The organism is Dermacoccus sp. SAI-028 (assembly GCF_004346775.1).
Lineage (GTDB): Bacteria > Actinomycetota > Actinomycetes > Actinomycetales > Dermatophilaceae > Dermacoccus > Dermacoccus nishinomiyaensis.
The window spans coordinates 46,579-69,271 of the sequence record NZ_SMFS01000001.1 but is presented as its reverse complement, the minus strand read 5'-3'; the positions used below and the strand labels follow the sequence as shown (position 1 = coordinate 69,271).

The 22,693-nt window shown below is 69.1% G+C and carries 22 protein-coding genes; 11 read left to right on the top strand and 11 right to left on the bottom strand.

The window, feature by feature from the left end:
- The 3 genes from EDC82_RS00350 to EDC82_RS00340 form a co-directional block, all read right to left on the bottom strand.
- Entirely contained in the window at positions 1-2,415 is a 2,415-nt protein-coding gene (locus tag EDC82_RS00350; protein WP_131940196.1) for a DUF6049 family protein, read from the bottom strand.
- Positions 2,416-2,419: 4 nt separating this feature from the next.
- Positions 2,420-2,899 (bottom strand): NUDIX hydrolase, encoded by a 480-nt coding sequence (locus EDC82_RS00345; RefSeq protein WP_006944822.1) that lies wholly within the window; start codon positions 2,897-2,899, stop codon positions 2,420-2,422.
- 205 nt (positions 2,900-3,104) lie between these two features.
- Positions 3,105-3,635: a hypothetical protein gene (locus tag EDC82_RS00340; protein ID WP_038566238.1), complete on the bottom strand. Its 531-nt coding sequence runs from the start codon at positions 3,633-3,635 to the stop codon at positions 3,105-3,107.
- Between the two features lie 529 nt (positions 3,636-4,164).
- On the opposite strand from EDC82_RS00340, the gene EDC82_RS00335 reads away from it, so the two are divergent.
- The 8 genes from EDC82_RS00335 to EDC82_RS00300 all read left to right on the top strand — a co-directional run bounded on the left by EDC82_RS00335 (position 4,165) and on the right by EDC82_RS00300 (position 13,152).
- Positions 4,165-5,616 (top strand): CCA tRNA nucleotidyltransferase, encoded by a 1,452-nt coding sequence (locus tag EDC82_RS00335; RefSeq protein ID WP_040014499.1) that lies wholly within the window; start codon positions 4,165-4,167, stop codon positions 5,614-5,616.
- A gap of 114 nt (positions 5,617-5,730) precedes the next feature.
- Positions 5,731-6,462, top strand: coding sequence for a putative glycolipid-binding domain-containing protein (locus EDC82_RS00330; protein ID WP_131940193.1), 732 nt, complete (start codon positions 5,731-5,733; stop codon positions 6,460-6,462).
- 149 nt (positions 6,463-6,611) lie between these two features.
- The gene (locus tag EDC82_RS00325; protein WP_235006039.1) at positions 6,612-7,961 is read left to right on the top strand and encodes a glycosyltransferase 87 family protein; all 1,350 of its coding nucleotides are present in this window, start codon (positions 6,612-6,614) and stop codon (positions 7,959-7,961) included.
- A 204-nt stretch (positions 7,962-8,165) separates the two neighbouring features.
- Positions 8,166-9,146, top strand: a complete 981-nt coding sequence (locus EDC82_RS00320; protein WP_006944819.1) for a sugar ABC transporter substrate-binding protein — start codon at positions 8,166-8,168, stop codon at positions 9,144-9,146.
- A gap of 203 nt (positions 9,147-9,349) precedes the next feature.
- Positions 9,350-10,648 carry an esterase family protein gene (locus EDC82_RS00315; protein WP_160126159.1) on the top strand — a complete coding sequence of 433 codons (1,299 nt, stop codon included), beginning with the start codon at positions 9,350-9,352 and terminating at the stop codon, positions 10,646-10,648.
- A gap of 26 nt (positions 10,649-10,674) precedes the next feature.
- Positions 10,675-10,893 (top strand): biotin/lipoyl-binding carrier protein, encoded by a 219-nt coding sequence (locus EDC82_RS00310; RefSeq protein ID WP_006944789.1) that lies wholly within the window; start codon positions 10,675-10,677, stop codon positions 10,891-10,893.
- A gap of 115 nt (positions 10,894-11,008) precedes the next feature.
- Positions 11,009-12,088 (top strand): ABC transporter permease, encoded by a 1,080-nt coding sequence (locus EDC82_RS00305; protein ID WP_006944611.1) that lies wholly within the window; start codon positions 11,009-11,011, stop codon positions 12,086-12,088.
- Positions 12,089-12,330: 242 nt separating this feature from the next.
- Positions 12,331-13,152 carry an ATP-binding cassette domain-containing protein gene (locus tag EDC82_RS00300; RefSeq protein ID WP_040014498.1) on the top strand — a complete coding sequence of 274 codons (822 nt, stop codon included), beginning with the start codon at positions 12,331-12,333 and terminating at the stop codon, positions 13,150-13,152.
- A gap of 148 nt (positions 13,153-13,300) precedes the next feature.
- Here the strand turns inward: EDC82_RS00300 and EDC82_RS00295 are convergent, their stop codons facing one another.
- The 4 genes from EDC82_RS00295 to EDC82_RS00280 all read right to left on the bottom strand — a co-directional run bounded on the left by EDC82_RS00295 (position 13,301) and on the right by EDC82_RS00280 (position 16,363).
- Complete coding sequence (locus EDC82_RS00295; protein ID WP_006944762.1) at positions 13,301-14,032, bottom strand: hypothetical protein; 732 nt, start codon at positions 14,030-14,032, stop codon at positions 13,301-13,303.
- A 122-nt stretch (positions 14,033-14,154) separates the two neighbouring features.
- On the bottom strand, positions 14,155-14,697 hold the full coding sequence (locus EDC82_RS00290) for a TerD family protein (RefSeq protein ID WP_006944772.1): 543 nt from the start codon (positions 14,695-14,697) through the stop codon (positions 14,155-14,157).
- A complete protein-coding gene (locus tag EDC82_RS00285; protein WP_006944815.1) occupies positions 14,690-15,130 on the bottom strand; it encodes a hypothetical protein in 441 nt (146 codons plus the stop codon). The genes EDC82_RS00290 and EDC82_RS00285 overlap by 8 nt, the downstream gene beginning before the upstream one ends.
- 36 nt (positions 15,131-15,166) lie before the next feature.
- A complete protein-coding gene (locus tag EDC82_RS00280) occupies positions 15,167-16,363 on the bottom strand; it encodes a toxic anion resistance protein (RefSeq protein WP_006944600.1) in 1,197 nt (398 codons plus the stop codon).
- A 245-nt stretch (positions 16,364-16,608) separates the two neighbouring features.
- Between EDC82_RS00280 and EDC82_RS00275 the strand changes: the two genes are divergently transcribed.
- The gene (locus EDC82_RS00275) at positions 16,609-17,748 is read left to right on the top strand and encodes a DUF475 domain-containing protein (RefSeq protein ID WP_006944707.1); all 1,140 of its coding nucleotides are present in this window, start codon (positions 16,609-16,611) and stop codon (positions 17,746-17,748) included.
- Between the two features lie 50 nt (positions 17,749-17,798).
- Here EDC82_RS00275 and EDC82_RS00270 read toward each other — a convergent pair whose 3' ends face one another.
- Genes EDC82_RS00270 through EDC82_RS00260 form a run of 3 tightly spaced genes read right to left on the bottom strand, consistent with a single transcriptional unit; the run spans position 17,799 to position 19,670 of the window.
- Complete coding sequence (locus tag EDC82_RS00270) at positions 17,799-18,671, bottom strand: hypothetical protein (protein WP_131940187.1); 873 nt, start codon at positions 18,669-18,671, stop codon at positions 17,799-17,801.
- Positions 18,668-19,213, bottom strand: coding sequence for a TerD family protein (locus EDC82_RS00265; protein WP_006944616.1), 546 nt, complete (start codon positions 19,211-19,213; stop codon positions 18,668-18,670). Before EDC82_RS00265 ends, EDC82_RS00270 begins: the two co-directional genes overlap by 4 nt.
- Complete coding sequence (locus tag EDC82_RS00260) at positions 19,206-19,670, bottom strand: hypothetical protein (RefSeq protein WP_131940185.1); 465 nt, start codon at positions 19,668-19,670, stop codon at positions 19,206-19,208. The genes EDC82_RS00265 and EDC82_RS00260 overlap by 8 nt, the downstream gene beginning before the upstream one ends.
- A 164-nt stretch (positions 19,671-19,834) precedes the next feature.
- Between EDC82_RS00260 and EDC82_RS00255 the strand changes: the two genes are divergently transcribed.
- Both EDC82_RS00255 and EDC82_RS00250 read left to right on the top strand, forming a co-directional pair.
- A complete protein-coding gene (locus EDC82_RS00255) occupies positions 19,835-20,419 on the top strand; it encodes a TerD family protein (protein ID WP_131940183.1) in 585 nt (194 codons plus the stop codon).
- A gap of 66 nt (positions 20,420-20,485) precedes the next feature.
- The gene (locus EDC82_RS00250) at positions 20,486-21,064 is read left to right on the top strand and encodes a TerD family protein (protein WP_038566204.1); all 579 of its coding nucleotides are present in this window, start codon (positions 20,486-20,488) and stop codon (positions 21,062-21,064) included.
- Between the two features lie 62 nt (positions 21,065-21,126).
- On the opposite strand, the gene EDC82_RS00245 is transcribed toward EDC82_RS00250, so the two are convergent.
- The gene (locus tag EDC82_RS00245; RefSeq protein ID WP_131940181.1) at positions 21,127-22,656 is read right to left on the bottom strand and encodes a TerD family protein; all 1,530 of its coding nucleotides are present in this window, start codon (positions 22,654-22,656) and stop codon (positions 21,127-21,129) included.
- Between the last annotated feature and the right edge of the window lie 37 nt (positions 22,657-22,693).

The window sequence follows — 22,693 nt, the reverse complement described above, 5'->3', positions numbered from 1 at the left end:
CTACTCCTCCAGCTGGATGTCCCGCGCGAGCTCATCGCGTCGGCGGGTTCCCGCCTTCCTGCCGCGCACGAGGCCGTAGCAGAAGACGAGCAACGCCACGATACCGAGCACCCAGAAGATCCACGTACCCGTCGGGCGCGCGTTGATGCGCAACGGGGACGTGTCAGACGTGTCCGGGCCGAGCGCGACGCCGTTCGCGGCCGTCAGGCTCGCGTCGACGTCGACGAGGCTCGCAGCCTGCGCGGCGAGGGGGACGCGCACCGTCGTCTGGCCCTTCGCCTTGATCGTCACGGGCTCCGGTTGCGAGCGGAACTGCACCGCGTACGTGCGTGGCGTGAGCGTCAGGCTGACGTCCTTGACGTCGCGCGCCAGGTCGTTCTTCACCGTCACGCTGATCGTGCCCGAGTCGGAGAAGAAGTTGATGCGCGCCGGGACGACGCTGACGTGCTCGGGGATCGTCGACACGGCGGCGGAGGCATGCTGGACGAGCTCGTCGACGTCCGGCGAGGTGCCGCGCCAGCGGGTGCTCGTCAGCTGATCGAGATTGCGGCTCCACGCCGGCACGATGTCGTCACCGTCGACGACCGCGCCCGCCACCTGCGTCAGCGACGCGAGGGTGCGCGATGCGCGTTGCAGGTCGCGCGCATCGAAGGCCTGCGTGCTGGGCCGGGGCCAGACGCCGTCCGAGGCAGGTGCCTCGGTCGACAGCTTGGCCACGGTGCCCGCCGAGCGGCTGCTCGAGACGTCGAGGGCGCTCGTCGTCATCCACGGCGCCGTGTCGATGGCCGACAGCACCTGCGCCAGACGCGACGGCGACGTCGTGCCGAGGCGATCGCCCATGACCATGAGGCTGCGGTCGGCCGACGGAAACTGTTGGTAGAGAGCGAGACCCGCGGCCTGTTCGCGCAACCCGGCCTCGACGTCGCTGTCGGCGCCGTCCGAGCTCAGCGGCGCGCTGAGGGCGCTCGTGTACCCGATCATCGGGATGCCGGACGTGCTGCGCCGCGCCGCCGATGAGGCCGAGACGAAGTCGGAGCCGTCGAGCGTGACGTTGGGCGTGATGATGAGGGGCTTGCCGCCGAGCACCGACGACCACACCTGCGACAACCGGTTCGTCGCCGACACGCTGAGCGGCGCAGCCGGCGCGGCGACCACCGTCGTCGACAGTTCCTTCAACGCCGGCGACAGTGGACGGGCGAGTGCGCGCCGCAGCACGGCGTCGCTGCCCGGGGGCCGATCGTCCGCCGTCAAAGACGACAGGTCGGGGTCGCCGTAGGGCGTGAACACGACCTGCTGACCGCTCGGACGCTCCTTCAACGTCGCGACGAGGTCGGCCGCGAGTGCCTCGACGGTCGTCGCCGGAGCAGGATCCTGCGAGGACGAGGTGCTCGAAGAGGAACTGCTTGACGACGAGGACGCGTCCCTCGACGAGGTCGACGAGGTCGATGCCCCGCTCGGTGCGGTGTTGCTGGGCGAGGCACTACCGGCGCTCGCCGTCGACGACGCGGAGGACGAGGACGGCGTGCTGCCGGCGGAACCCGTGTCACCGGGCGAGGCCGACGCGGAGCTCGACGAACTGGGCGTCGACGTCGTCGCCCGGTCCGCGGCAGCCTCCGTCGGGAGCGAACCGTCCTGTGCCGCAGCGGGATCGAGCACCGCCGGGTCGATCATCCACGTGACGGGGGCACCCGGGTTCGAGGCGAGGAGACGCTGGATGTCCGAGCCCGGCCCGATGGCCTTGTTCCACGCGTCGAAGCGCTCGCGACCGCTCGCGGTGAACAGCTTCGGGTCGGCCGGAAGCGTGATGGGAATGACGACGGACGTCGACATCGGCGTGAACTTCGTCGAATCGGCCTGCGTCGTCACGAAGCTGCGGATCGTCGCGGTGGAGCCGCCTCCGGTGACATCGACCTGCAGCGGCATCGTCGCCATCGTGAAGCTGACGTCGAGCTGGTTCGCCGGGATCGTCACGGTGACGTTCGTGCTCGCGCCCGGTGCAAGCGTCCCGACGTTCGTCGTCGCCGTGGCGGGGTTGGTCATCGCGACCTCGCCGGCGCTCCAGCGTGACTGCACCTCCAACGTGTCGAGCGCACGCTTGGCGACGCTGATGCGGGTGGTTGCGTTCGTCAGCGGCGTCGAGCCCGTGTTGCGCACCTGCACGCTGAGCGAGAGCGAGTCGCCGCTCTTCAGGGTGGGGGGTGTCGAGCCTGTCAGCGACACAGCGATCGGACCGCTCTGCGCCGAACTCTTCGTCGCGACGCGCGAGGCGCTCGCGGCATGGGCCGACATGCCGGCCACGGACGACACGTTCGCCACCGTCGAAGCTGCGGCAGTGCTCGTCAGGCATGGCGGGCCGCTTGCCAGGCAGGTGGCGAGCAGGCCCGAGAACGCGGCGAGGTGGGCTCGTCTCGTCATCGACTCAGTGACCGGTCAGGCGGGCCCACGCCGTCGCGGCGATGCGGCGTTCGTTGGGGAAGGTCAGGTGTTCGTGGGCGCGGTCGAGGCGGAACCACTGCGCGTCGATGGCTTCGTGGTCCGGGTCCTTCTCGATGCTGATCTCGCCTCCGACGGCTTCGAGCAGGTAGTGGTGCACCATCTTGTGGATGCGGTAGCCCGGCACGGAGAACCAGTAGTCGATGACGCCGAGCGTCACGAGGGCCCGGCCCTTGATGCCGGTCTCCTCCTCCACCTCGCGTTCCGCGGTCTGGACGAGCGTCTCACCGGCTTCGATGTGGCCCTTCGGCAGGCACCACTCGACGCGTCCGGCGCGATTGTGGCGCGCGATGAGAGCGAGGTAGGCCTGGTGGTCGCGAACGTCGACGACGACGCCGCCCGCAGAGATCTCCTCGAGCGTCGCAAGGCGCGCAGCCCGGTGCACGCGGTGCGAGGAGACGGTCATTCTCATACCTTAACGAGAGGGTTCGGCGTTTGCGCCCGCGCTCGCCCGCAGGCCCCGGCATGATGCGGAAAACTCGCCGGCGCCCGGTCTTGACGTCCGTCGCGGCCGTTCGTGGGCGGCCTGGGGGTGCCCCGTCAGTGTTGCTCGCGCTCCGGCAACAGACGAGCGATGACGGCGCCGACGAGCGTCGCGACCATGAGCGGGATCAGGGCGCCGGTGCCGGCGCCGAGGGCGCACAACAGCAGCGCGGCGAGGGGCTTGCGCAGGCCAGCGCCGCGAGCGTCACCCATGCGCCGTCGTGAATGAAGGCGGCGATCTCCGGCATCTGCTCGTGTCCGGAGAATCGGGCCTGCGGGAGGAAGGCCGCGAGGAGGGCGACGGCCATCGTGGCGAGCATGGCCTGCACCCATGACGGTGCCGGCACCGCATCGAGCCATCTGCCCAGCAGCGGCTGTCCGGCGTTGAAGAGCGCGGCGATCGCAGCGCCCGCGGCTGCGGGAACGAAGGCCCACAGCATCTGTTCCTGACCGCCGCCGACGGTCGGCAGACCGAGGGCGACGTGCTCACCGCTGGTGGCCTGATGGATGACGACGCAGCCGAGGAAGCCGGCGACGGCCGCGACACCGAGGGCGCACAGGTGAAGCGTGCGCCGCCAGCGCACGGCGACGGGATCCTCGGAGTCGGTGATGAGGGAGTCGAGGGTGTCGAGGTGGTCATCCTTGCGCCGCAGCGGCACGATGATGACACCGCTGAGCAGGATGGTGGCGGCAGATCGTACGGGGCTCTGGGCCCGTGCCAGATGAGGTGCTGCGCACCGTTCATCGGGGTCAGCGCGAGGCCGGCCACCGCCCCGAGACCGCACCGTAGGCGGCAGCGACCGCGCGGATGCGCCGAGCGGGTAGGAACGGCGGCACGTCTGCTGAGGTGCTCATGTGGGGACCGTCGATTCGATGCTGGCGTGGATGTGACCGACGTCGAGCGAGGACGAAGCGATGTTTTACGTGGAACATGGCGACGGGGGGCGACGATCGCCCGCATTGTTCATCGCAACGACTCCATTTGATGAAGCCCGTTGCGAAGAGGCGCTGGACGCGAGGCGACGGCCACCACTCAGGCGTGGCGGCAGCCATCACGCGGCAGCGCAACGGGGGTGCGGCCCGAGGTGGGCGACTGGATACCCTTGACCAGTGACGCACACCTCCACCTCCACCCAGCAGGACGCCCGGACGGGCACGACCGCGGCGCCTCCGGCGTCGGGGGCGAGGATGCTCGGGACAGCGATCGCGCATCTCGAACCGGTCATGCCGCTGCTGCGGCAGCTCGGTGAGCTGTTCGCCGGGGCCGGGCACGAGATCGCTCTCGTCGGCGGGCCGGTGCGCGACGCCTTCCTCTCCCGCACCTCGCCGGATCTGGACTTCACGACGTCCGCCCGCCCCGATGACACCGAGCGCATAGTCGCCGGATGGGCCGACGCGACGTGGGATCTGGGCCGCGCGTTCGGCACGATCGGGGTGCGCAAGGGTGGCGTCCAGGTCGAGATCACGACCTACCGCGCTGACGCCTACGACCGTGAGACGCGCAAGCCGGTGGTCGAGTTCGGTGACTCGCTCGACGACGATCTCGTCCGCCGCGACTTCACCGTCAACGCGATGGCGCTGCGCCTGCCCGACCTGACGTTCGTCGACCCGTACGGCGGTCTCGCCGACCTGGCTGCAGGTGTGCTGCGCACCCCGACCGACCCGGAGGTCTCGTTCGGTGACGACCCACTGCGCATGATGCGCGCGGCACGTTTCTCGTCGCAGCTCGGGTTCGACGTCGCGCCCGAAGCGTTCAGGGCGATGCGCGAAATGGCCGCGTCGATCGAGATGATCTCGGCCGAGCGCGTGCGGGACGAACTGGTCAAGCTCCTCATGTCACCGACGCCGCGCCGGGGGCTCGAACTGCTCGTCGAGTCGGGCATCGCCGAACACGTGCTGCCCGAACTTCCGGCGCTCGCGCTCGAGATCGACGAGCACCACCGTCACAAGGACGTGTACGAGCACTCACTCATCGTGCTCGAGCAGGCGATGGCGCTCGAGGGACCGCGCGAGGTGCCGGGGGTCGAGGCGCCGACCGAGGTCGAGGGGCCGGATCTCGTGCTGCGCCTCGCGGCTCTGCTGCACGACATCGGCAAGCCCGACACGCGACGTTTCGAGCCGGGTGGCGGCGTGAGCTTCCACCATCATGAACTCGTCGGCGCGAAGATGACGCGCAAGCGGTTGCGCGCGCTGCGTTTCGACAAGGAGACGATCAAGCAGGTCTCCCGTCTCGTAGAGCTGCACCTGCGTTTCCACGGCTACGGCAACGGTGAGTGGACCGACTCGGCCGTGCGCCGCTACGTCACGGACGCAGGGCCGTTGCTGCCGCGCCTGCACCTGCTGACGCGAGCGGATTCGACGACGCGCAACAAGCGCAAAGCAGCCCGGCTGCAAGCGACCTACGACGACCTCGAGGCGCGCATCGAGCGCCTCCAGGCCGAAGAGGAGCTGGCCGCCGTGCGGCCCGAGCTCGACGGCAACGAGATCCAGGCCGTCCTCGGCATCAAGCCCGGGCCGGTACTCGGGCGTGCCTACAAGCACCTGCTCGCGGTGCGCCTCGATGAGGGCGTCATCGGCAAGGACGCCGCGAGCGAGCGGCTGCGTGAATGGTGGGCGCAGCAGCCGGAGTCGCAGGGCTGACGGGGGCATTGCGCTGTTCGTGTTGTTATGCGTCATGCGTGTTCTCGCGGGTGCCGTGGACTGCGGCGGGCGTGTTGCCGCCGTCACGGCTGGCGTGCCTGACAAGGTGGTGCCATGACTGCAGTGGACGTGGCGTGGCAGGGCCTCGACGACGAGACGCGCCTCGACGTGGCGTCGCTCGACTTCTCCGACGAGGGTGGGTTCGTCGCGACCGGCCGTCAGTCGACGGAGACGTGGCGCGTGCAGTGGGATCTCGTCGTGGATTCACGCTGGTGCACGAAGTTCGTGACGCTCGACGCCGAGGGCTACGCGCCTGTTTCACCGGAAACCGACGACGTTTCACGTGAAACAGCGGACGAGGGCGGCTGGCGGGAGCCGGTGTGGCAACGCCACCTCAACATCTGGCGCCGTGACGACGGAGCTCGCTCGCTGTGGCGCTGGGAGGGTGACGGGTCGGGCGACGCGCCCGGTTGGCTGGCCCCGCTCGGTATGGAGGACGGCATGGAACTGCTCCTCAGCGACGCCGTCGACGTCGACCTCGGCGGCTGCCCGGTGACGAACACGATGCCGATCCGTCGTCTCGGGGTCGATGCTGCCGGCGTCGGGGAACGGTCGATCACGACGGCGTGGGTGCGCCTTCCGGATCTCGCCGTCATGCCGTCGCCGCAGGTGTACTCGTCGGGGCCGCAGGCGCTGACGGAGGCGATGACGGTGCTCGACCCGCGTGTGTTCTCGGTCGTGCACTACCGCTCGGCGACGCGCGACGTCAGCGTCGATCTCACCGTCGACGATCACGGCCTCGTGCTCACCTACCCCGATCTCGCCGCGCGCGTCGTCACAGAGTGACGTCCGACTCTGTCGGGTCGACGCCGCGCAAACCCGGGGGCTGATGCAGCGGTCCCGCGTCGGCAGCTGACGGAGGCCGAGTCGCTCAAGTGGCGCGCCGCGCGTTCGCGGTGTGCGGCAGTCGGCCACACATGCGCGAGGATGGGCCGGTGACATGGGGACGTTCGCGCGCAACGCATCTGGGTCGTCAGGATCTCGCTCGAGTCGAGAGCAGGGGACGGTCCACGGCTGATCCGCTGCTGCGCACCGAGCGACTGGTCGCGGCTGGCCTCATCGCCGTCGTGGGTGCTGTGGCTGCCGCCGTCTCGAACGGATGGTTCATCGACCTGAGGGTCTACGTCCTCGGCGCCGGCCACGCTTTTTCGTCGGATCTCTACGACCAGAAGCTCGACGATGCGGGGCTTCCCTTCACGTACCCGCCTTTCGCGGCGATGGCCATGGCTCCTTTCGGGCATCTGCCCTTCGCGTTCGGCGCCGCGTTCATCGCGATGCTCTCGTTCGCGGCACTGCTCCTCGTCACGCGCCGCACGCTGGTCCGACAGCCGTTGCCGATCGCAGCGCACTGGTTCTTCGTCCTGGCCGTGCTGGCGATCGCATTCGAGCCGGTGTGGGCGACGTTCTCGTTCGGGCAGGTCAACCTCATCGTGCTGGCGTTGTGTCTGCTCGATCTGACGGGCCGTCATCGTGCGCGCGGTGTCATGGTCGGTCTGGCTGCGGGGTTGAAGCTGACGCCGCTGTTCTTCGTCGCCTATCTGGTGTTCACGCGGCAGTTCCGGGCTGCGGCGACGGTGTGCGCGACGTTCGCCGCCACCGTCGCGGTGGGGTTCATGTTCAATCCGCATGGCGCGGCGGTCTTCTGGACGGATGCGGTGCGCGATCCGTCGCGCGTGGGTTCGGCCTTCTTCGCCGGTAACCAGGCCCTCACCGGGGTGCTGCCGCGGTGGGCCGGTGGGCCTCTGCCGCACGCCGTCGTCCTCGTGGCGCAGGCGCTCGCGGGTCTGGCGGCGCTCGTCGCGGCTTCCTACCTCCACCGTCGCGGTCATGAACTCGAGTCGGTGATCGCCGCGTCGTTCGGGATGCTCGCGATGTCGCCGATCTCGTGGAGCCATCACTGGGTCTGGGCGTGGCCGGCCGCTCTCGTGCTCGTGGCGGCGCTCGTCCGTCAGCTCCGGGGTGCGCGCGGGGGCAATGGCGAGCATGCGGCCGATGACGTAGACCATGGCGACGCGCGGGGCATCGGTGCCGCCGAGCGTGCGCCCGGCTGGGCCGTCGCCACGGGTGCGCTCCTCATGGTGTGGCTGCTCGTCTTCGTCTCGCGCTCGACGTGGTGGCCACCTCACTACGAGGACGCCGAGTTGTCGTGGAGCCTCGTCCAGAAGGTCTTGGGCAACACGTACGTCGTCGCCGGCGCGCTGTGGATCGCCTGGGCACTTCTCGACGCCCGTGCGGGCCGACGCGGGCGCAACGTCGCTTCACCCGCACCACGAGGTGGCGAGTAACTCACAGGTAGGCGCGCAGTTACCTGCCGACGCGTGACTTACCCGCCATCCTGACAGCGCCCTGGCCCACCGGGCACCCACGCCCCACCGCCGACACAGGCACCCCGCCGACCCGCGATGTATCGAACCGAGACATCAGGTGGGGCACAATGGACGCTGATAGTCACGTCCGCGCCGTCGGCGCCCCGGAGAAGGATCATCCACATGCGCAAGTCCCTGACGATGGCGAGTGTCGCCGTGCTCGCCACCTCGCTCGCCGCGTGCAGTTCCACGGGTGGGCGCAAGGCGGTCGAAGAGGCGTCGAACAACGCCGGTCACGCGAACACTCCGACGATGACGGTCGCTCTCGTCACGCACTCGGGCCCGGGTGACACGTTCTGGGACATCGTGCGCAAGGGCGCCGAGGATGCGGCGGCGAAGGACAACGTCAAGCTCGAGTACACCTCCGACCCGGACGGTTCGAAGCAGTCGAACCTCGTGCAGCAGGCCGTCGACAAGAAGGTCGACGGCATCGCCCTGACGCTCGCGAAGCCGGATGCCATGAAGGGCTCCGTGGAGGCGGCGAAGAAGGCGGGCATCCCCGTCGTCGCGCTCAACGGCGGCCTGGACGACTGGAAGAAGATGGGCGTCGAGAGCTACTTCGGCCAGGACGAGAAGATCGCCGGCGAGGCGGCAGGCGACAAGCTCAAGAGCGGCGGCGCCAAGAAGGTGCTGTGCGTCATCCACGAGCAGGGCAACGTCGGCCACATGGATCGCTGTGCGGGCGTCAAGAGCAAGTTCGACGCGACGGAGAACATCTACGTCAACGGCACGGACATGCCGAGCGTGCAGAGTGCGATCACGAGCAAGCTGCAGCAGGACAAGACGATCGATGCCGTCCTCGGCCTCGGCGGCCCGTACGCGATGGCGGCGACGAAGTCGGTCAAGGACGCGAGCTCGGACGCCAAGGTCTACACGTTCGACACGAGCAACGAGGTGCTCGGCGCGATCAAGGCGGGCACGATCCAGTGGGCGGTCGACCAGCAGCCGTACCTGCAGGGATACCTCGCCGTCGATGCGTTGTGGCTGCGCAAGAACAACGGCAACATCGTCGGTGGTGGCCAGCCCGTGCTCACGGGGCCCGCGTTCATCGACAAGTCGAACGTCGCCGACGTCGAGAAGTACGCGAAGTCCGGACGCCGCTGAGCGGTGCGCCCGACTCGCGCGGCGCGGTCTCGGCCCGACGCGCACCCACGTGTGGTTCTGGCCCGCCTCAGCTGGCGTTCACCTGGATGTGATGTGCTGAGGGTTGGACTTCACAAGAGCTCGTCGTCGACGCCCCGAACCGCGGGGCGCGCAAGGGGAAGGGCGGGGAGATGATCGAGCCGGACAGCATGACGTTCGCGGTCATGATCTGGATTCTGGGCTTGCTCATCACGCTGTTCGTGGCGCTGCGGGGTCACGCGTTCGGCACGCGCTCGCTCAAGCACGTCGCGATGCGCCTCGGTGGCATGTTGACGAGCACGTTCGTGCTCGTGCTCGCGGCCGTCGTGACGCTCAACTCGAAGTACGGGTGGTACTCGTCCTGGCAGGACGTGCAGGCCGCCGTCACCGGCACACCGCCCACCATCGAGCAGCACACGCACGGCAAGGCGCGTACCCAGGAGCAGAAGAACGAAGCGCTGCAGCAGGCACGTCAGACCGACGCCGCCGCCGACGCGAAGTACGCCGCCCAGCGCGCCCGCTACGAGGCCGGGCTGCACCTCAAGCCGTCCTCCACGGGGCAGTGGATCAAGATCAACATCCCCGGTATCCGCATGCAGGGCAAGGACATCGGCCGTGTCATGGTGTGGCTGCCGCCGTCGTACACGAGTGACACGAAGCGCACGTACCCCGTCATCGAGGCCTTCCACGGCATGCCCGGTGGCACCCTCGACTACCAGCGCGTCTTCCACCTCGACGCCTCGCTGCGTGACGCGGTGAGTCGCGGCGCGATGCGTGACGCCATCATCATCGTGCCGCAGGAGATGCCGGCCGGTATCGACACCGAGTGCGTCGACGGCGGTGGCCTCAACATGGAGACGTGGCTGACGTCGATGGTGCCCGACTACATCACGCAGAACTTCCGTGCACAGGCCAGCCGCGAGGCGTGGACGACGATCGGTGTCTCGGCCGGCGGTTGGTGCTCGTCGATGGCGACGATCCTGCACCCCGACCGTTACGCGGGTGGCGCGAGCCTCGGTGGGTACTATTCGCCGCAGTTCGACACGTGGAACCCGTTCAACGGCAAGGTCCCCGAGCGTTACAACCTCATCGAGCAGGTCAAGAAGAACCCGCACCCGCAGTCGCTGTGGGTGCTCGTCTCGGGCGCGGACAAGCTGTCGGGCGCCTCGAGCGAGGCGTTCATCAAGGCGGCGACGGCGTATGACGTCACGCAGGTCGACCTGCCGCACGCCGGTCACCGCGTCGGCGTGTGGGAGACGACGTTCCCCGACGTGTTCACCTGGATGGGCAAGACGTTCCCCATGTTCGCGGCCTCGGCGGGTTCGACGTCGCAGCAGGCGACGTCGCCGTCGAGCGCGGCAGCAGGCACGTCGCAGGTGCAGCCGTCGGCGAGTTCGCTGACGCGCCGTCACCGCGCTCTCACCCATCACGTCACGGGTTCGACGAACGGCCTCGTCGGCTTGACGCCGCGAACGCGCGGGTAACAGCGCGCCTCTGCCACGATGCTGGCATGGGCACACAACACATCGCATCCGACCTCGTCGCGAACGTCCACTCCATCGCGGTGAGCGTCGGCCAGCGCGTCGAGGCCGGTGACGAACTCGTCCTGCTCGAGTCGATGAAGATGGAGATCCCCGTCGTCCCCGAGGAGCCGGGCACCGTCGTCGAGATCCGCGTCCAGCCCGGTGACGTCGTGCAGGAGGGCGACGTCCTCGTCGTCCTTCAGTGAGCGAGCGCCGCGCGGCGCGGTCGGGAAATGTATCGGTTCGATACACCTGTCCTCTACCATGAAGGACGGTGAAGGTACCCCTTCGCCTGCCCGCACACTCGAAAGGGAGCCTCGCGTGTCGACTCCTGCCACGTCGAGCGAGCCGAGTTCGTCACCGGCGACGCCCGCGCCCGCCAGCTCAGCGGACGACCGCGTCCGCAACCGCAACGTCCTCGCGCGCTACCTGTCACGCCCCGAGATCGGTGCCCTGTTCGGGGTTCTCGCGATCGCCGTGTTCTTCCTCCTCGTCGCCGAGCCGTTCCGTCACATGGCAAACACCGGCACGATCCTCTATCAGTCCGCGACGATCGGCATCATGGCCGTGCCCGTCGCGCTGCTCATGGTGGCGGGCGAGTTCGACCTGTCGGCCGGTGTCGCGGTGACGACGGCGGGGCTGTCGGCGTCGCTGCTCGCCTGGTACTTCAACTTCCACGTGTGGGCCGCAGTCGGGTTGAGCCTGCTCATCGCGCTCGCCATCGGTGCGCTCAACGGGTTCATGCTCAACCGCAGCGGTTTGCCGAGCTTCCTCATCACGCTCGCGACGTTCTTCGTCCTGCAGGGCGTCAACCTCGGCGTGACGCGCTCCGTCACGGGTGGCGTCGCGAGCAACGACATCTCCGACATGGCCGGTTTCGACTCCGCGCACGCATTCTTCGCGGCCTCGATGAAGATCGGGCCGGTCAACCTCAAGATCCCGGTGCTGTTCTGGATCGTCCTGACGATCATCGCCGCCTTCGTGCTGCTGCGCACCAAGGTCGGCAACTGGATCTTCGCCATCGGCGACGACGAGAAAGCGGCCCGCGCCGTCGGTGTGCCCGTGTGGAAGGTGCGCGTCGGGCTCTACATGTTCGTCGGGTTCTGCGCCTGGCTGTCGGGCATGCACCTGCTGTTCGCGTTCAACCAGGTGCAGTCCGGTGAGGGCATCGGCAACGAGTTCATCTACATCATCGCGGCTGTCGTCGGTGGCTGTCTGCTGACGGGCGGCTACGGCTCCGCGGTCGGTGCGAGCTTCGGTGCGCTCATGTTCGGCATGACGCAGCTCGGCATCAACTACGCCGGCTGGAACCCCGACTGGTTCAAGACGTTCCTCGGCGTCATGCTGCTCGCCGCCGTGCTCCTCAACACCTACGTCAAGCGAAAGGCGGACGCCCGATGATCCGCATCAAGACCGGTGACGACGGCCGCCGCCGCCCGGGCGCAACGGGAAGGCCGGGCACGGGTGACACTGCTGGCGCGACGCAGTCGGTGATGCCGGATGACGCTGCCCCCCGACGCGAGGCGGCCGAAGAGACCCGAACAGCGTCGGCTGAACGCACCGCGTCCCCCGCGGTTGATGTTTCACGTGAAACGGCCTCCTCGGGCACGGACAGCGCGGGCGAGACGAGGGGCGCCACCGGCGTGAACTCCCACGATGACACCGCCATCGTCCAGCTCGTCGACGTCGGCAAGGCCTACGGCAACGTCGACGCCCTGCGTGGCGTCGACCTCACCGTCCGACCCGGCGAGGTGACGTGCGTGCTCGGTGACAACGGTGCCGGCAAGTCGACGCTCATCAAGATCATGTCGGGCCTGCACGACTACACGAGCGGCGAGATGGTCGTCGACGGCGAGGTGCGCCACTTCTCGTCACCGCGCCAGTCGCTCTCGTCCGGTATCGCGACGGTTTACCAGGATCTCGCGCTCGCGCCGCTGCAGTCGGTGTGGCGCAACTTCTTCCTCGGCAACGAGTTGACGAAGGGCCCGTTCGGAGCGCTCGACATCAAGCGCATGAAGGCCGTCTGCGACGAGGAACTGACGAAGATGGGCATCGCGGTGCCCGACCTCGACCGTCCCGTTGGTGGCCTCTCGGGCGGGCAGAAGCAGTGTCTCGCCATCGCCCGAGCCATCTACTTCGGCGCCAAGGTCATCATCCTCGACGAGCCGACGGCCGCGCTCGGCGTCAAGCAATCCGGCGTCGTTCTGAAATACATCATGGCGGCGCGTGACGCCGGCCTCGGCGTCGTGCTCATCACGCACAACCCGCACCACGCCTACCTGGTCGGCGACCACTTCGTCGTCCTGAAGCTCGGCCGCGTGACGCTCGATGCGTCGAAGAGCGAGATCGGCCTCGACGAGCTGACGGCGCAGATGGCCGGCGTGAGCGAACTCGAGGCGCTCGAGCACGAATTGCGCCACGACGACGCGCCGAAGGTGGCCGCGTCACCGATCGACGTCGAGTGATTCCTTCGGAGCCGAGACCGCGCGCTGCGGGATCGCAGCTCTCAGAGACGAGTTGAGGGCCGAAACTCTGCATTGCAGGGTTTCGGCCCTCAGCCGTGGAAGGTGCGCGTGGGCCGGCGACGCGGCCTCCAGGCGAGCGCGGCGGACGTCAGCCCAACAGGTGCGTGTGCGTGATGGCGAACGATCGCTCGTCGTAGCCGTACGCCGACGCGACGGCCCCGAGCACACCGGACAGCGGGTCGTGCTCGTGGCGGATGACGACGAACTCGTCGACGCGCGTCAGTGTCAGGCGTGGCCAGACGCCGAGGCTCGTGCCCCCATCGATCGGGACGATGACCTGCGTCGAACCGTTGCTCACCCGCATCTCCGACGGCGGCAGCGGCATGGTGCCCTGGGTCCCCGTGGCGATGAGCACGCGGTTCATCGGCTGCGTCATGTCGACCGTCAGCGTGTTGCCGCGTGGGGTGACGCTCGAGCCGTCCTGCAGCGCGAGCAGGTCGAGACCACGCCGACGCACGAGCCATTCGACCGTCAGGTAGCCGACGCCCGAGGCAAGCCGGTCGAGCGCGGCGACGCGGTGCAGCTTCACCGTGCGCCCCCCGACGACGCTGACGCCCAGCGGCGGCGGAGACGGGCGTCGACGTGCCGGCACGACCTCGACCCGCCCGCTCGGAGCGGGCGCTTCGCCGCCTTGCCCCACCGCGACGCCCTGCTCGCCCGCGGACGGGGCCATGTCCGTCACCGACGGGCTCGTCTGCCGCGCGAGAACGCGCAGCCAGGCACCATCGGGGTTGCCGAGCTGCGAATCCGGCACACCGCGCTCGGACGGCGCATCCTCCGGTGCGTCCGCAGGCAGCGGCGCCGGCGTCGGGGGCTGCACCCGGCCTGGCTGATCCTGCGCGTAGCCATCGGTGCCTCCGGGAAGTGAGAAAGCGCCCCCCGACGATGGAGTGGGCGACGAATCCCCCTGCCCGGAGCCGTAACCGGGCGGTGGCTGCAGCGTCACAGCCGGCTCCCGGCCTGCTGCATCGCGGCGTCGAGGCCGGCGTCGTAGCCGCGGCCGGTGAACTCGACACGCCACCCGGCATCCCCTCGCACGACCTCCGCGACGACGAGCGCCGACACAGGCCCCGCCGCTGACGCGAGGTTGCCCGAGCGCGTGATCTCGCGACCCGTGGCGTCGTCACGCACGCTGACGTCGAGGCTGCTCACCTCGTCGAGGGTGCGCTTCGGGGCGTTGGCGCGCGGCTGAACGAACGCGAGGACGACGATGCGCTCGACGTCCGTGGGGGCTGCCGCGAGGTCGACCTCGACGACGCCGTCGGAGATACCGAGGCGCGTCGTCTCGTCGGGGGTGGCCGGCTGGTTGGAGTGCACGACGTGCTCGCGGCTCTCGACGCGGTCGCGCACGAGCGGCATCGCGGCGATGCCGAGGCGGTCGCCCAGCGCGGTCTGCGCGCCGGTGTTCCAGCGCACGTCGAGCGAGACGATGCGGACGCCGTCGAGTGAGGCGCCGGTGCCGGGCGCGCGGGATTCGTCAGCCATGGCCGAACTTCTCCTCCAAGAACGCGCCCTGGATCTCCAGGGCGTCGCGGGCGTTGTCGATCGAACGGCGCGCCGCGGACGAGGCGACGTGCTCGATCGTCGTGAGCTGCTGGATCAGCATGTCCTGCGCCCCGGCGACGCCGCGCGCCGCGAGGTAGGCGTTGATCGTGTCGGGCACGTGGGCGCTCGCGGTGCGCTCCAGCGTCACGAGGGTCTGCACGTCGAGCAGGCGCGCCGACGGGTCGGCGACGACGTCCTCGAGGTGGTCTCCGATGAGACGGCACAGCACCATCGCTCGCCCGGGCACCTGCGCGCCGAGGGAACGCAGCCACCGCACGTACGGGTGCAGCGCCGCCTCGACGGCTTCGACGGTGCCCGGAGTCGGCCCGCTGGGCTGCTGCTGGCGCGCGTCGTCGCGCGAGAACCACCCCACGTCAGATCCTTCCTGCGAAGCGGTGCGTCACGAGGCTCAGGCGGGCCCGCCGGGCAGCTGGCCGCGCATGTTCTCGTTGCTCTCGAGCTGCTGCTTGCGGGCGCGCTCCATGTACGGCTCGGCACGCTTGATCTGCGTCTGCAGGGACGTGATGGTCGCGGCCATCGAGTCCGTCGCGGCGCTGCGGTAGGAGTCGATCGCGTCCATCGTCGCGAAGACGTTGGTGAACGCGTTCTCGAGCTTCTGCACCTCGACGAGCGACTCGGTCGACTTCGCGTTGATCTCGGCGCCCTGCTGACGCAGCTGCTGCGACGTCGACTCGATCATGTTCGACGTGGTCGAGCGCAGGGCGTTGATCTGGTCGAGCACGAGCTTCTGACGCGCCAGCGCCTCGGAGACGATGACGGCCGTGTAGAGCGCGGCGACTGTCGTCGACTTGGCACGGTCGACGGCCGTGATGAGCTGGTCGTTGTTCTGCAGGACGAGCCCGAGCGACATGTAGCCCTGCGTGGCGACGGCGATCTCCGTCGCGAGGTCCTGACGGCGCTGACGGACGGTGAAGAGCACCTGCGACTTCATCGCGTCGGCCTTCTCCGTCTCACCGCGGGCGCCGAGCTCGGCGACGCGCTGCTCGATGGCGGCGTCGAGCTGCGTCATCTTCTCGTCGAGGTCGCGCAGGCGGATGAGCGACTCCCACAGGCGCGTCTGCTCGAGCTGGATGCCGGCGTTGTCCTTGCGCAGGTCGTCCTGGCCCGATTCGAGCGCGGCGATGATGGCGTTGAGGTGGGTCTGGCTCGACTGGTACTTCATGAAGTAGCGGTCGACCTTGTCGCCGCCCGGCATCCACTTGAGCAGCTTCTTCGCACCCTTGAGGTCGGCGCGGTGCGGGTCGAGGTCGGTGACCGTCTGACGCAGCTCGGCGAGGGTGTTGCCGACCTTGTTCTGGGCGCTGTCCTTGCCGGCGAGGGAGGGGCGCTGCAGGATCGAGTTGCTCACCTGCGCAGCCTTCATGGACTCCTCGCGGCCCATGTTGGTGATCTCCTTGAGCCGCGCGCGGAACGCCGGGTCGTTGGGGTCGATCTCCTCGAACCTCGCGACGGTCTGCGTCGCCTCCGTGACGGCGAGCTGCTTGTGCTGCTCGTCGATCGGCACCATCGCCGCAGCCTTCTCGGGCTCGACCACGTCGACCGGTTTCGGCGGGGCGAGCATGGGCTGGGGTTCAGGGTTCGTCATCGTGCTCCTCCTTGGTCACGCGGCCAAGACATCTCGGTTGCGTCGAGCCTAGTCCACGCCGGTGACAACGCGCTGAGGCCCGGGGAACGTTCCCCGTCCGGCTCTGCGGCGCCAAGTTTCACGTGAAACACGGTGGTGCTCCGTCGTGCCGCGGACGTTCCCCGTCGCTGCGCGGCTAGGCTGAGCGATGACCCCGCAGCCCGTGCCGATGTCGCCGGGCGCGTCCCCTTCGGAAACGGATCCTCATGCTCCTCAAGACGTTCGGATGGTCCGCCGCCATCACGATCGCCGGCCTGGTCGGCGGCTTCCTGATCGGTGGGCCCTCCGGCCTCGCCATCGTCGCCATCCTCATCGTGCTCGAGGTCTCCCTGAGCTTCGACAATGCCGTCGTCAACGCGACCATCCTCAAACGGATGAACGCCTTCTGGCAGAAAATCTTCCTGACGGTCGGCATCCTCATCGCCGTCTTCGGCATGCGCCTGGTCTTCCCCCTGCTCATCGTGTGCCTGACGGGTCACGTCGGGCCGATGGAGGCCATCGACCTGGCCATCAAGGGCGGCGACCAGGAGACCCCCGGCACATACGCGCACATGCTCCACGATGCGCACCCGAGCATCGCCGCGTTCGGCGGCATGTTCCTGCTGATGCTGTTCCTCGACTTCGTCTTCGAGAAGCGCGACCTGCAGTGGCTGCGCCCCATCGAGCGTCCCCTCGCCAAGATCGGCAAGCTCGATCAGCTCTCCGTCGTCGTCGCGCTGCTCGTGCTCGCCGTCGTGTCGCAGACGCTCGCGAAGGAGCCCGGCACCGTCCTGTTCTCCGGCATCCTCGGCCTCATGACGTACCTGCTCGTCGGCGGTCTCGGTGACCTGTTCGAGAGCCAGGGCGAGGATGACGACGACGCTGCGGCAGGCGATGACGACGCTGAGCGCAGCGTCGCCACGAAGGCCGGCGACACTGCGGCGCAGGCACCCGCGTCGAAGGGTGTTGGCACCACGGCGGGCAAGGCGGCGTTCTTCCTGTTCATGTACCTCGAGGTGCTCGACGCGTCGTTCTCGTTCGACGGTGTCATCGGCGCGTTCGCCATCAGCCAGGACATCTTCATCATCGCGCTCGGCCTCGGCGTCGGGGCGATGTGGATCCGGTCGCTGACGGTGTACCTCGTGCGTCAGGGCACGCTCGACGATTACGCCTACCTCGAGCACGGCGCGATGTGGGCCATCGGAGCGCTGGCCGCGATCCTGCTCATCAGCATCAAGCACGAGGTGCCGGAGGTCGTCACCGGGCTCATCGGTGTCGGCTTCATCGGCGCTGCCTACCTCAGCTCTCTGGTGCGCAACAAGCGCATCGAGGCGGCCGGCGGTCAGGTCGAGCACCTGGGCGGCTGAGCCCTCACGAACAGCGCGCGGCCACTCGTCCTGATGAGGACGGGTGGCCGTCAGCGTCCCGCGCGCACGAACGTCGCCGCATCGTGGCCGTAGGCAGCGGCCACGGGCCCGAGGTCGCCGGAGCTGGGGTCGTGCTCGTCGAGCAGGACGACGAACTCGTCGACCCCGACGAGGCTGAGGCGGGGCCAGACGCCGTAACTCGTGCCTGCGGGCAGTCGGCACTCGACGCGCGTCGAACCGTTCGCCACGATGATGCTCGACGCGGGCAGCTCGACGCCGCGCGCGGTGCCCGTGCAGATGAGGATGCGGTCGAGGCCGGGGAGCAGGTCGATGACGAACTCGTCGCCGCGCGGGTCGACGGTGGAGCCGTCGACGAGTGCGAGAAGATCGCGGCCCTCGCCGGTGTGCGACCACGAGATCGTCAGGGCACCGTAACCGGAGGCGAGACGGTCGAGGGTGATCGCGCCGTCGAGCTGCGTCGTCGTCCCGCCTGTCATCTCGAGGCCGCGAGGTGCGTCGTGGCACACGCGCGCGGGCGGAAACGACGCCGGCGTGCGGGAGGCGCCGGCAGGCCCGGGCGGGGTGCCGGCCGACGTGGAACGGTGGCCCGCCGCCGGCGGGGTGACGGCAGGGGCGCCCGTCGTGGCCGGTGTTGCCGCAGTGCTCACCGGCGTCGCGGACGGCGCCTCGAGAGGGTTGGGTCGCGCGGTGTGGACCCACAGCCAAGGACGCGGGCCACTCGTCGTCGGCGAGGACGCGCTCGGCGAGGCGGCGGGCTGCGCCTGCCCCGCCGCGGAAGCCGGGCCCGGGGTCGATGGGCCCGGGGTCGATGGGGGCGCGGAGGTCCCGGGCGGCGCGAGCGTCGGGCCGTCCGGCGTGCCCGGGCCGCCCGCCGAGGGCGGACGCAGGAAGCCGTCACTCATGCCGGCAGGCCGAACTGCGCGAGGCCCGCGTCGAGTCCTCCGTCGAAGCCCTGGCCGTTGACCTTGACCTTCCACTCACTGCCGCGGCGGTACACCTCGACGGCGATGAGCGCGGTGACGTTGCCGGCGCTCTTGGCGAGGTCGACGGAGCGGGTGATGGGCGTGCCCTTCTCCGCGTCGGTGACGACGGCGCGCAGCGAGCGCAGCTGCGACAGGGAGCGGCGCGCGGCGCCGGGGCGCGGGTGGATGAAGACGATGACGGCGACGCGCCCGACGTCGGCGGGGACGGCGTCGAGGTCGATCTCGACGACGCCGTTCGAGGCGCCGAGGCGGGTCGACTGCTCGGGTGAGGTGGGTTGGTTGCCGAACACGACGTGGCTGCGTCCGGGCAGTTTCTCGTCGACGAGGGGGAGCGCGGCGACGCCGAGACGTTCGTCGAGGACGTTCTCGCGTCCGGCGTCCCATTCGAGGCTGATGCGCAGCAGGCGCAGGCCGGGGACCTCGCGCAGTGAGACGTTGGCGCCGGGGACGAGATCAGACATGGAACGAACCGTACTTGTCCTCGAGGAAGCTGCCCTGGATGAGGAACGCGTCGCGCGCCGCTTCGATGGAGCGCGCGGCGGCCTTGGACGCGGCGACCTCGAGCGTCGCGAGCTGTTCGACGAGGAGTTCGTCGGCGTCGGGCATGGTGCGGGCTGCGAGGTAGGCGTTGATCGTGTCGGGCAGGTGGGTCGTCGCCATGCGTTCGAGGGTGATGCGGGAGCCGACGTCGAGCAGGTGAGCCGACGGGTCCGCGACGACGTCGTCGAGGTGCTGGGCGATGGTGCGCGCGAGGATGTAGGCGCGGTTGGGGATCCGGCCGGATTCGCGGCGCAGGAACTGCAGCAGCGTGACGTTGCCGGCGGCGATCGCCTCCACCGAGCCGGGCTCGGGGGCGGATGGGGCCGCTGGGGCTGCTGAAGACGCTGCGCGCTCGCCGAGCCGATCGAACAAGCCCATCGTCACTGCCTCCCCTGGCTTCGTCGGTGCGTTCGAGTGTTCGCACAGAGCGTACTGCTGCAACCTTCGCAGCGTCTCGTGCGTTGGTAGTGTCACGAGCAAGGGCCGAGACCTGCGTCACGCTGGTCACGGCCACCGGAGCATCAGGTGATCAAGGAGCAGTCATGGCTGTCAGCCTCGCCAAGGGCGGAAACGTCTCACTCACCAAGGAGGCCGGGCCCGCCGGTCTCACCGACGTCGTCGTGGGTCTCGGATGGGACGCGCGGACGACGACGGGCACGGAATTCGACCTCGACGGTTCGGCGATCATCGTTGACGCGTCGGGCAAGGTCATCGACGACGGGTTCTTCGTCTTCTACGGCAACCTCGCGAGCCCGGACGGCACCGTCCAGCACACCGGTGACAACCTCACCGGTGAGGGCGAGGGCGACGACGAGCAGATCAAGATCGGCCTGTCGGGCCTGCCGCCGCAGGCCGACCGGGTCGTCGTCGCGGTGTCGATCTACGATGCGGGGACGCGCCAGCAGACCTTCGGGCAGGTGCGCAACGCGTTCATGCGTGTGATGAACGCGGCTGGCGGCTCGGAGCTCGCGCGCTACGACCTGACGGAGGACGCCTCGACCGAGACGGCGATGATCTTCGGTGAGGTCTACCGCAACAACGACGAGTGGAAGTTCCGTGCCGTCGGCCAGGGGTACTCGAACGGCCTTGCGGGCATCGCGCGCGACTTCGGCGTCAACGTCGGCTGACGCGTCGCGTCCGGCTCGATCTCGACGCACGATCCGTACGACTCACATCGAACGAGGAGAAATCTCATGGGTGTTTCGCTCTCCAAGGGTGGCAATGTCTCCCTGACGAAGATGGCCCCGTCCCTGCAGGCCATCACGGTCGGCCTCGGCTGGGACGTGCGCACCACGACCGGCGCCGACTTCGACCTCGACGCCTCGGCGCTGCTGCTCGGTGCTGACGGCCGCGTCATCGACGACCAGCACTTCGTCTTCTTCAACAACCTCCGCAGCCCTGACGGCGCCGTCGAGCACACCGGTGACAACCTCACCGGTGAGGGTGAGGGCGACGACGAGTCGATCAACGTCGACCTGTCGACGCTCTCGCAGAACGTCGAGCGCGTCGTCGTCGCGGTGTCGATCTACGAGGCGCCGCAGCGCGGGCAGAGCTTCGGGCAGGTGGCGAACGCGTTCATCCGCGTCGTCAACCGTGCTGACGGCGCCGAGCTCGCGCGCTATGACCTGACGGAAGATGCCTCGACCGAGACGGCGATGATCTTCGGCGAGGTCTACCGCAACAACGGCGAGTGGAAGTTCCGCGCCGTCGGTCAGGGCTACGCCGACGGTCTCGCGGGCATCGCGCGCGACTTCGGCGTCAACGTCGGCTGAGCAGTTCCTGCGACGTGTGAGGGGTGAGGGCTTTCGGGCCCTCACCCCTCACACGTGTGTCGTCACAGCCCGAGCATCTGCACGGCCGGCTTGACGAGCTTCTTGACGGTGCGGCCGTTGGCGAACTGGCCGATGGCGCGCATGTCCCACGTGCCCTGCGGAGTGCGGCTCAGCGCTGCGATGACGACACCCGTCGCGCGATCCGACTCGCTGAGCGAGAACCGCACGAGTTCGGCACCCGACTGCGCATCGACGAGACGGGCGTAGGCGTTGCGCACGTCCGTGAACTTCTGCCCCGAGTAGCTGTTGATCGTGAACGCCAGGTGCACGACGGTGGGCGGAATCGCCGTCAGGTCGAGCGTGATGACCTCGTCGTCACCGTCGCCCTTGCCGGTGAGGTTGTCACCGAGATGCACGATCGCGCCGCCGAACTCCTTCTTGTGCATGAACCAGACGATCTCCAGCTCACGCCCGTTCGCGTCGAAGGCGATGACGGACGCATCGAGGTCGATGTTGCGTCCGCGCTTCGCCGGATCCCACCCGAGACCCATGAACACGCGACTCATCGGCGGCGCGCCCGTCTTCGTCAGGCTGACGCGATCACCCTTGCGCAGGCTCACATGGCCCTTGTCGAGGTTGACGACCGACGGCGCGGCCTGAGTGGCCGGCGCGGCCAGGGGCATCTGAGGCGGCGCCATCTGAGGAGGCGGTGCCATCTGCGGCGAGGGCACCTGCTGGGGAGCCTGCTGGTGGTGTGGAGGCTGCAGGGGTTCGTACTGCGGGGCCTGCGGCTGGTGGGGTGGCTGCAGCGGCGCCTGCTGTGGAAGCGGGGCCTGAAGCGGAGCTTGGGGCTGGTGGGGCGGCTGCAGGGGGGCCTGCTGCGGTGCCGACGGCTGCTGTGGAGGCTGTAGCGGCGCGGGCGTCGGGGACACCGGCGCCGCGTACGGCTGGCTCGTGTCGCTGCCTGGCTGCTCGCCCGGCGAGGGCTCGGCAGGCCGGAGTGCCGCCGGTGCCGGGGCAGGAGCCGACGCAGGGGTGGCAGCCGGCGCCGTTGACGACGAGGGCTGTTCGGGGGCGTTGTCGACGCTGATGCCGAAGTCGGTGGCGAGGCCGGCCAGGCCGGAATCCCAGCCCTGGCCGACGGCGCGGAACTTCCAGGCGCCGGCGCGTCGGTACAGTTCGCCGGCGACGAGGGCGGTCTCGCTCGTCGCGCCCATGTCGCCGAACTGGGCGACGACCTGGCCGCTCGTCGCATCGTCGACGCGCACGGTGAGGCCGGGCACCTGCGAGAACGGGCCGCCGTCAGCGCTGAGGACGACGACGATACGTTCGACGACGTCCTCGACGCCCGTGAGATGGGCTTCGACAGACGCGGATCCGGGCGAGGAGGGGCCGAGACGCACGGCGCCCGACGCGTGCTGCGGGGCGTTGTAGAACACGAAGTCCGAGTCGTCACGGACCTTGCCGGTGGCGGTGACGAGCAGGGTGGACAGGTCGACGGTCGGCGCCTGGGGTGCCGCCGTCCAGGTGACGACGATGTTGACGGCATCGCTGGGGACGGCGACGTTGGCGCCCTTGGTGAGCTGGGTCATGTCTCGATCCTCACATGCCGTGGCGTCCCGTTGGCGG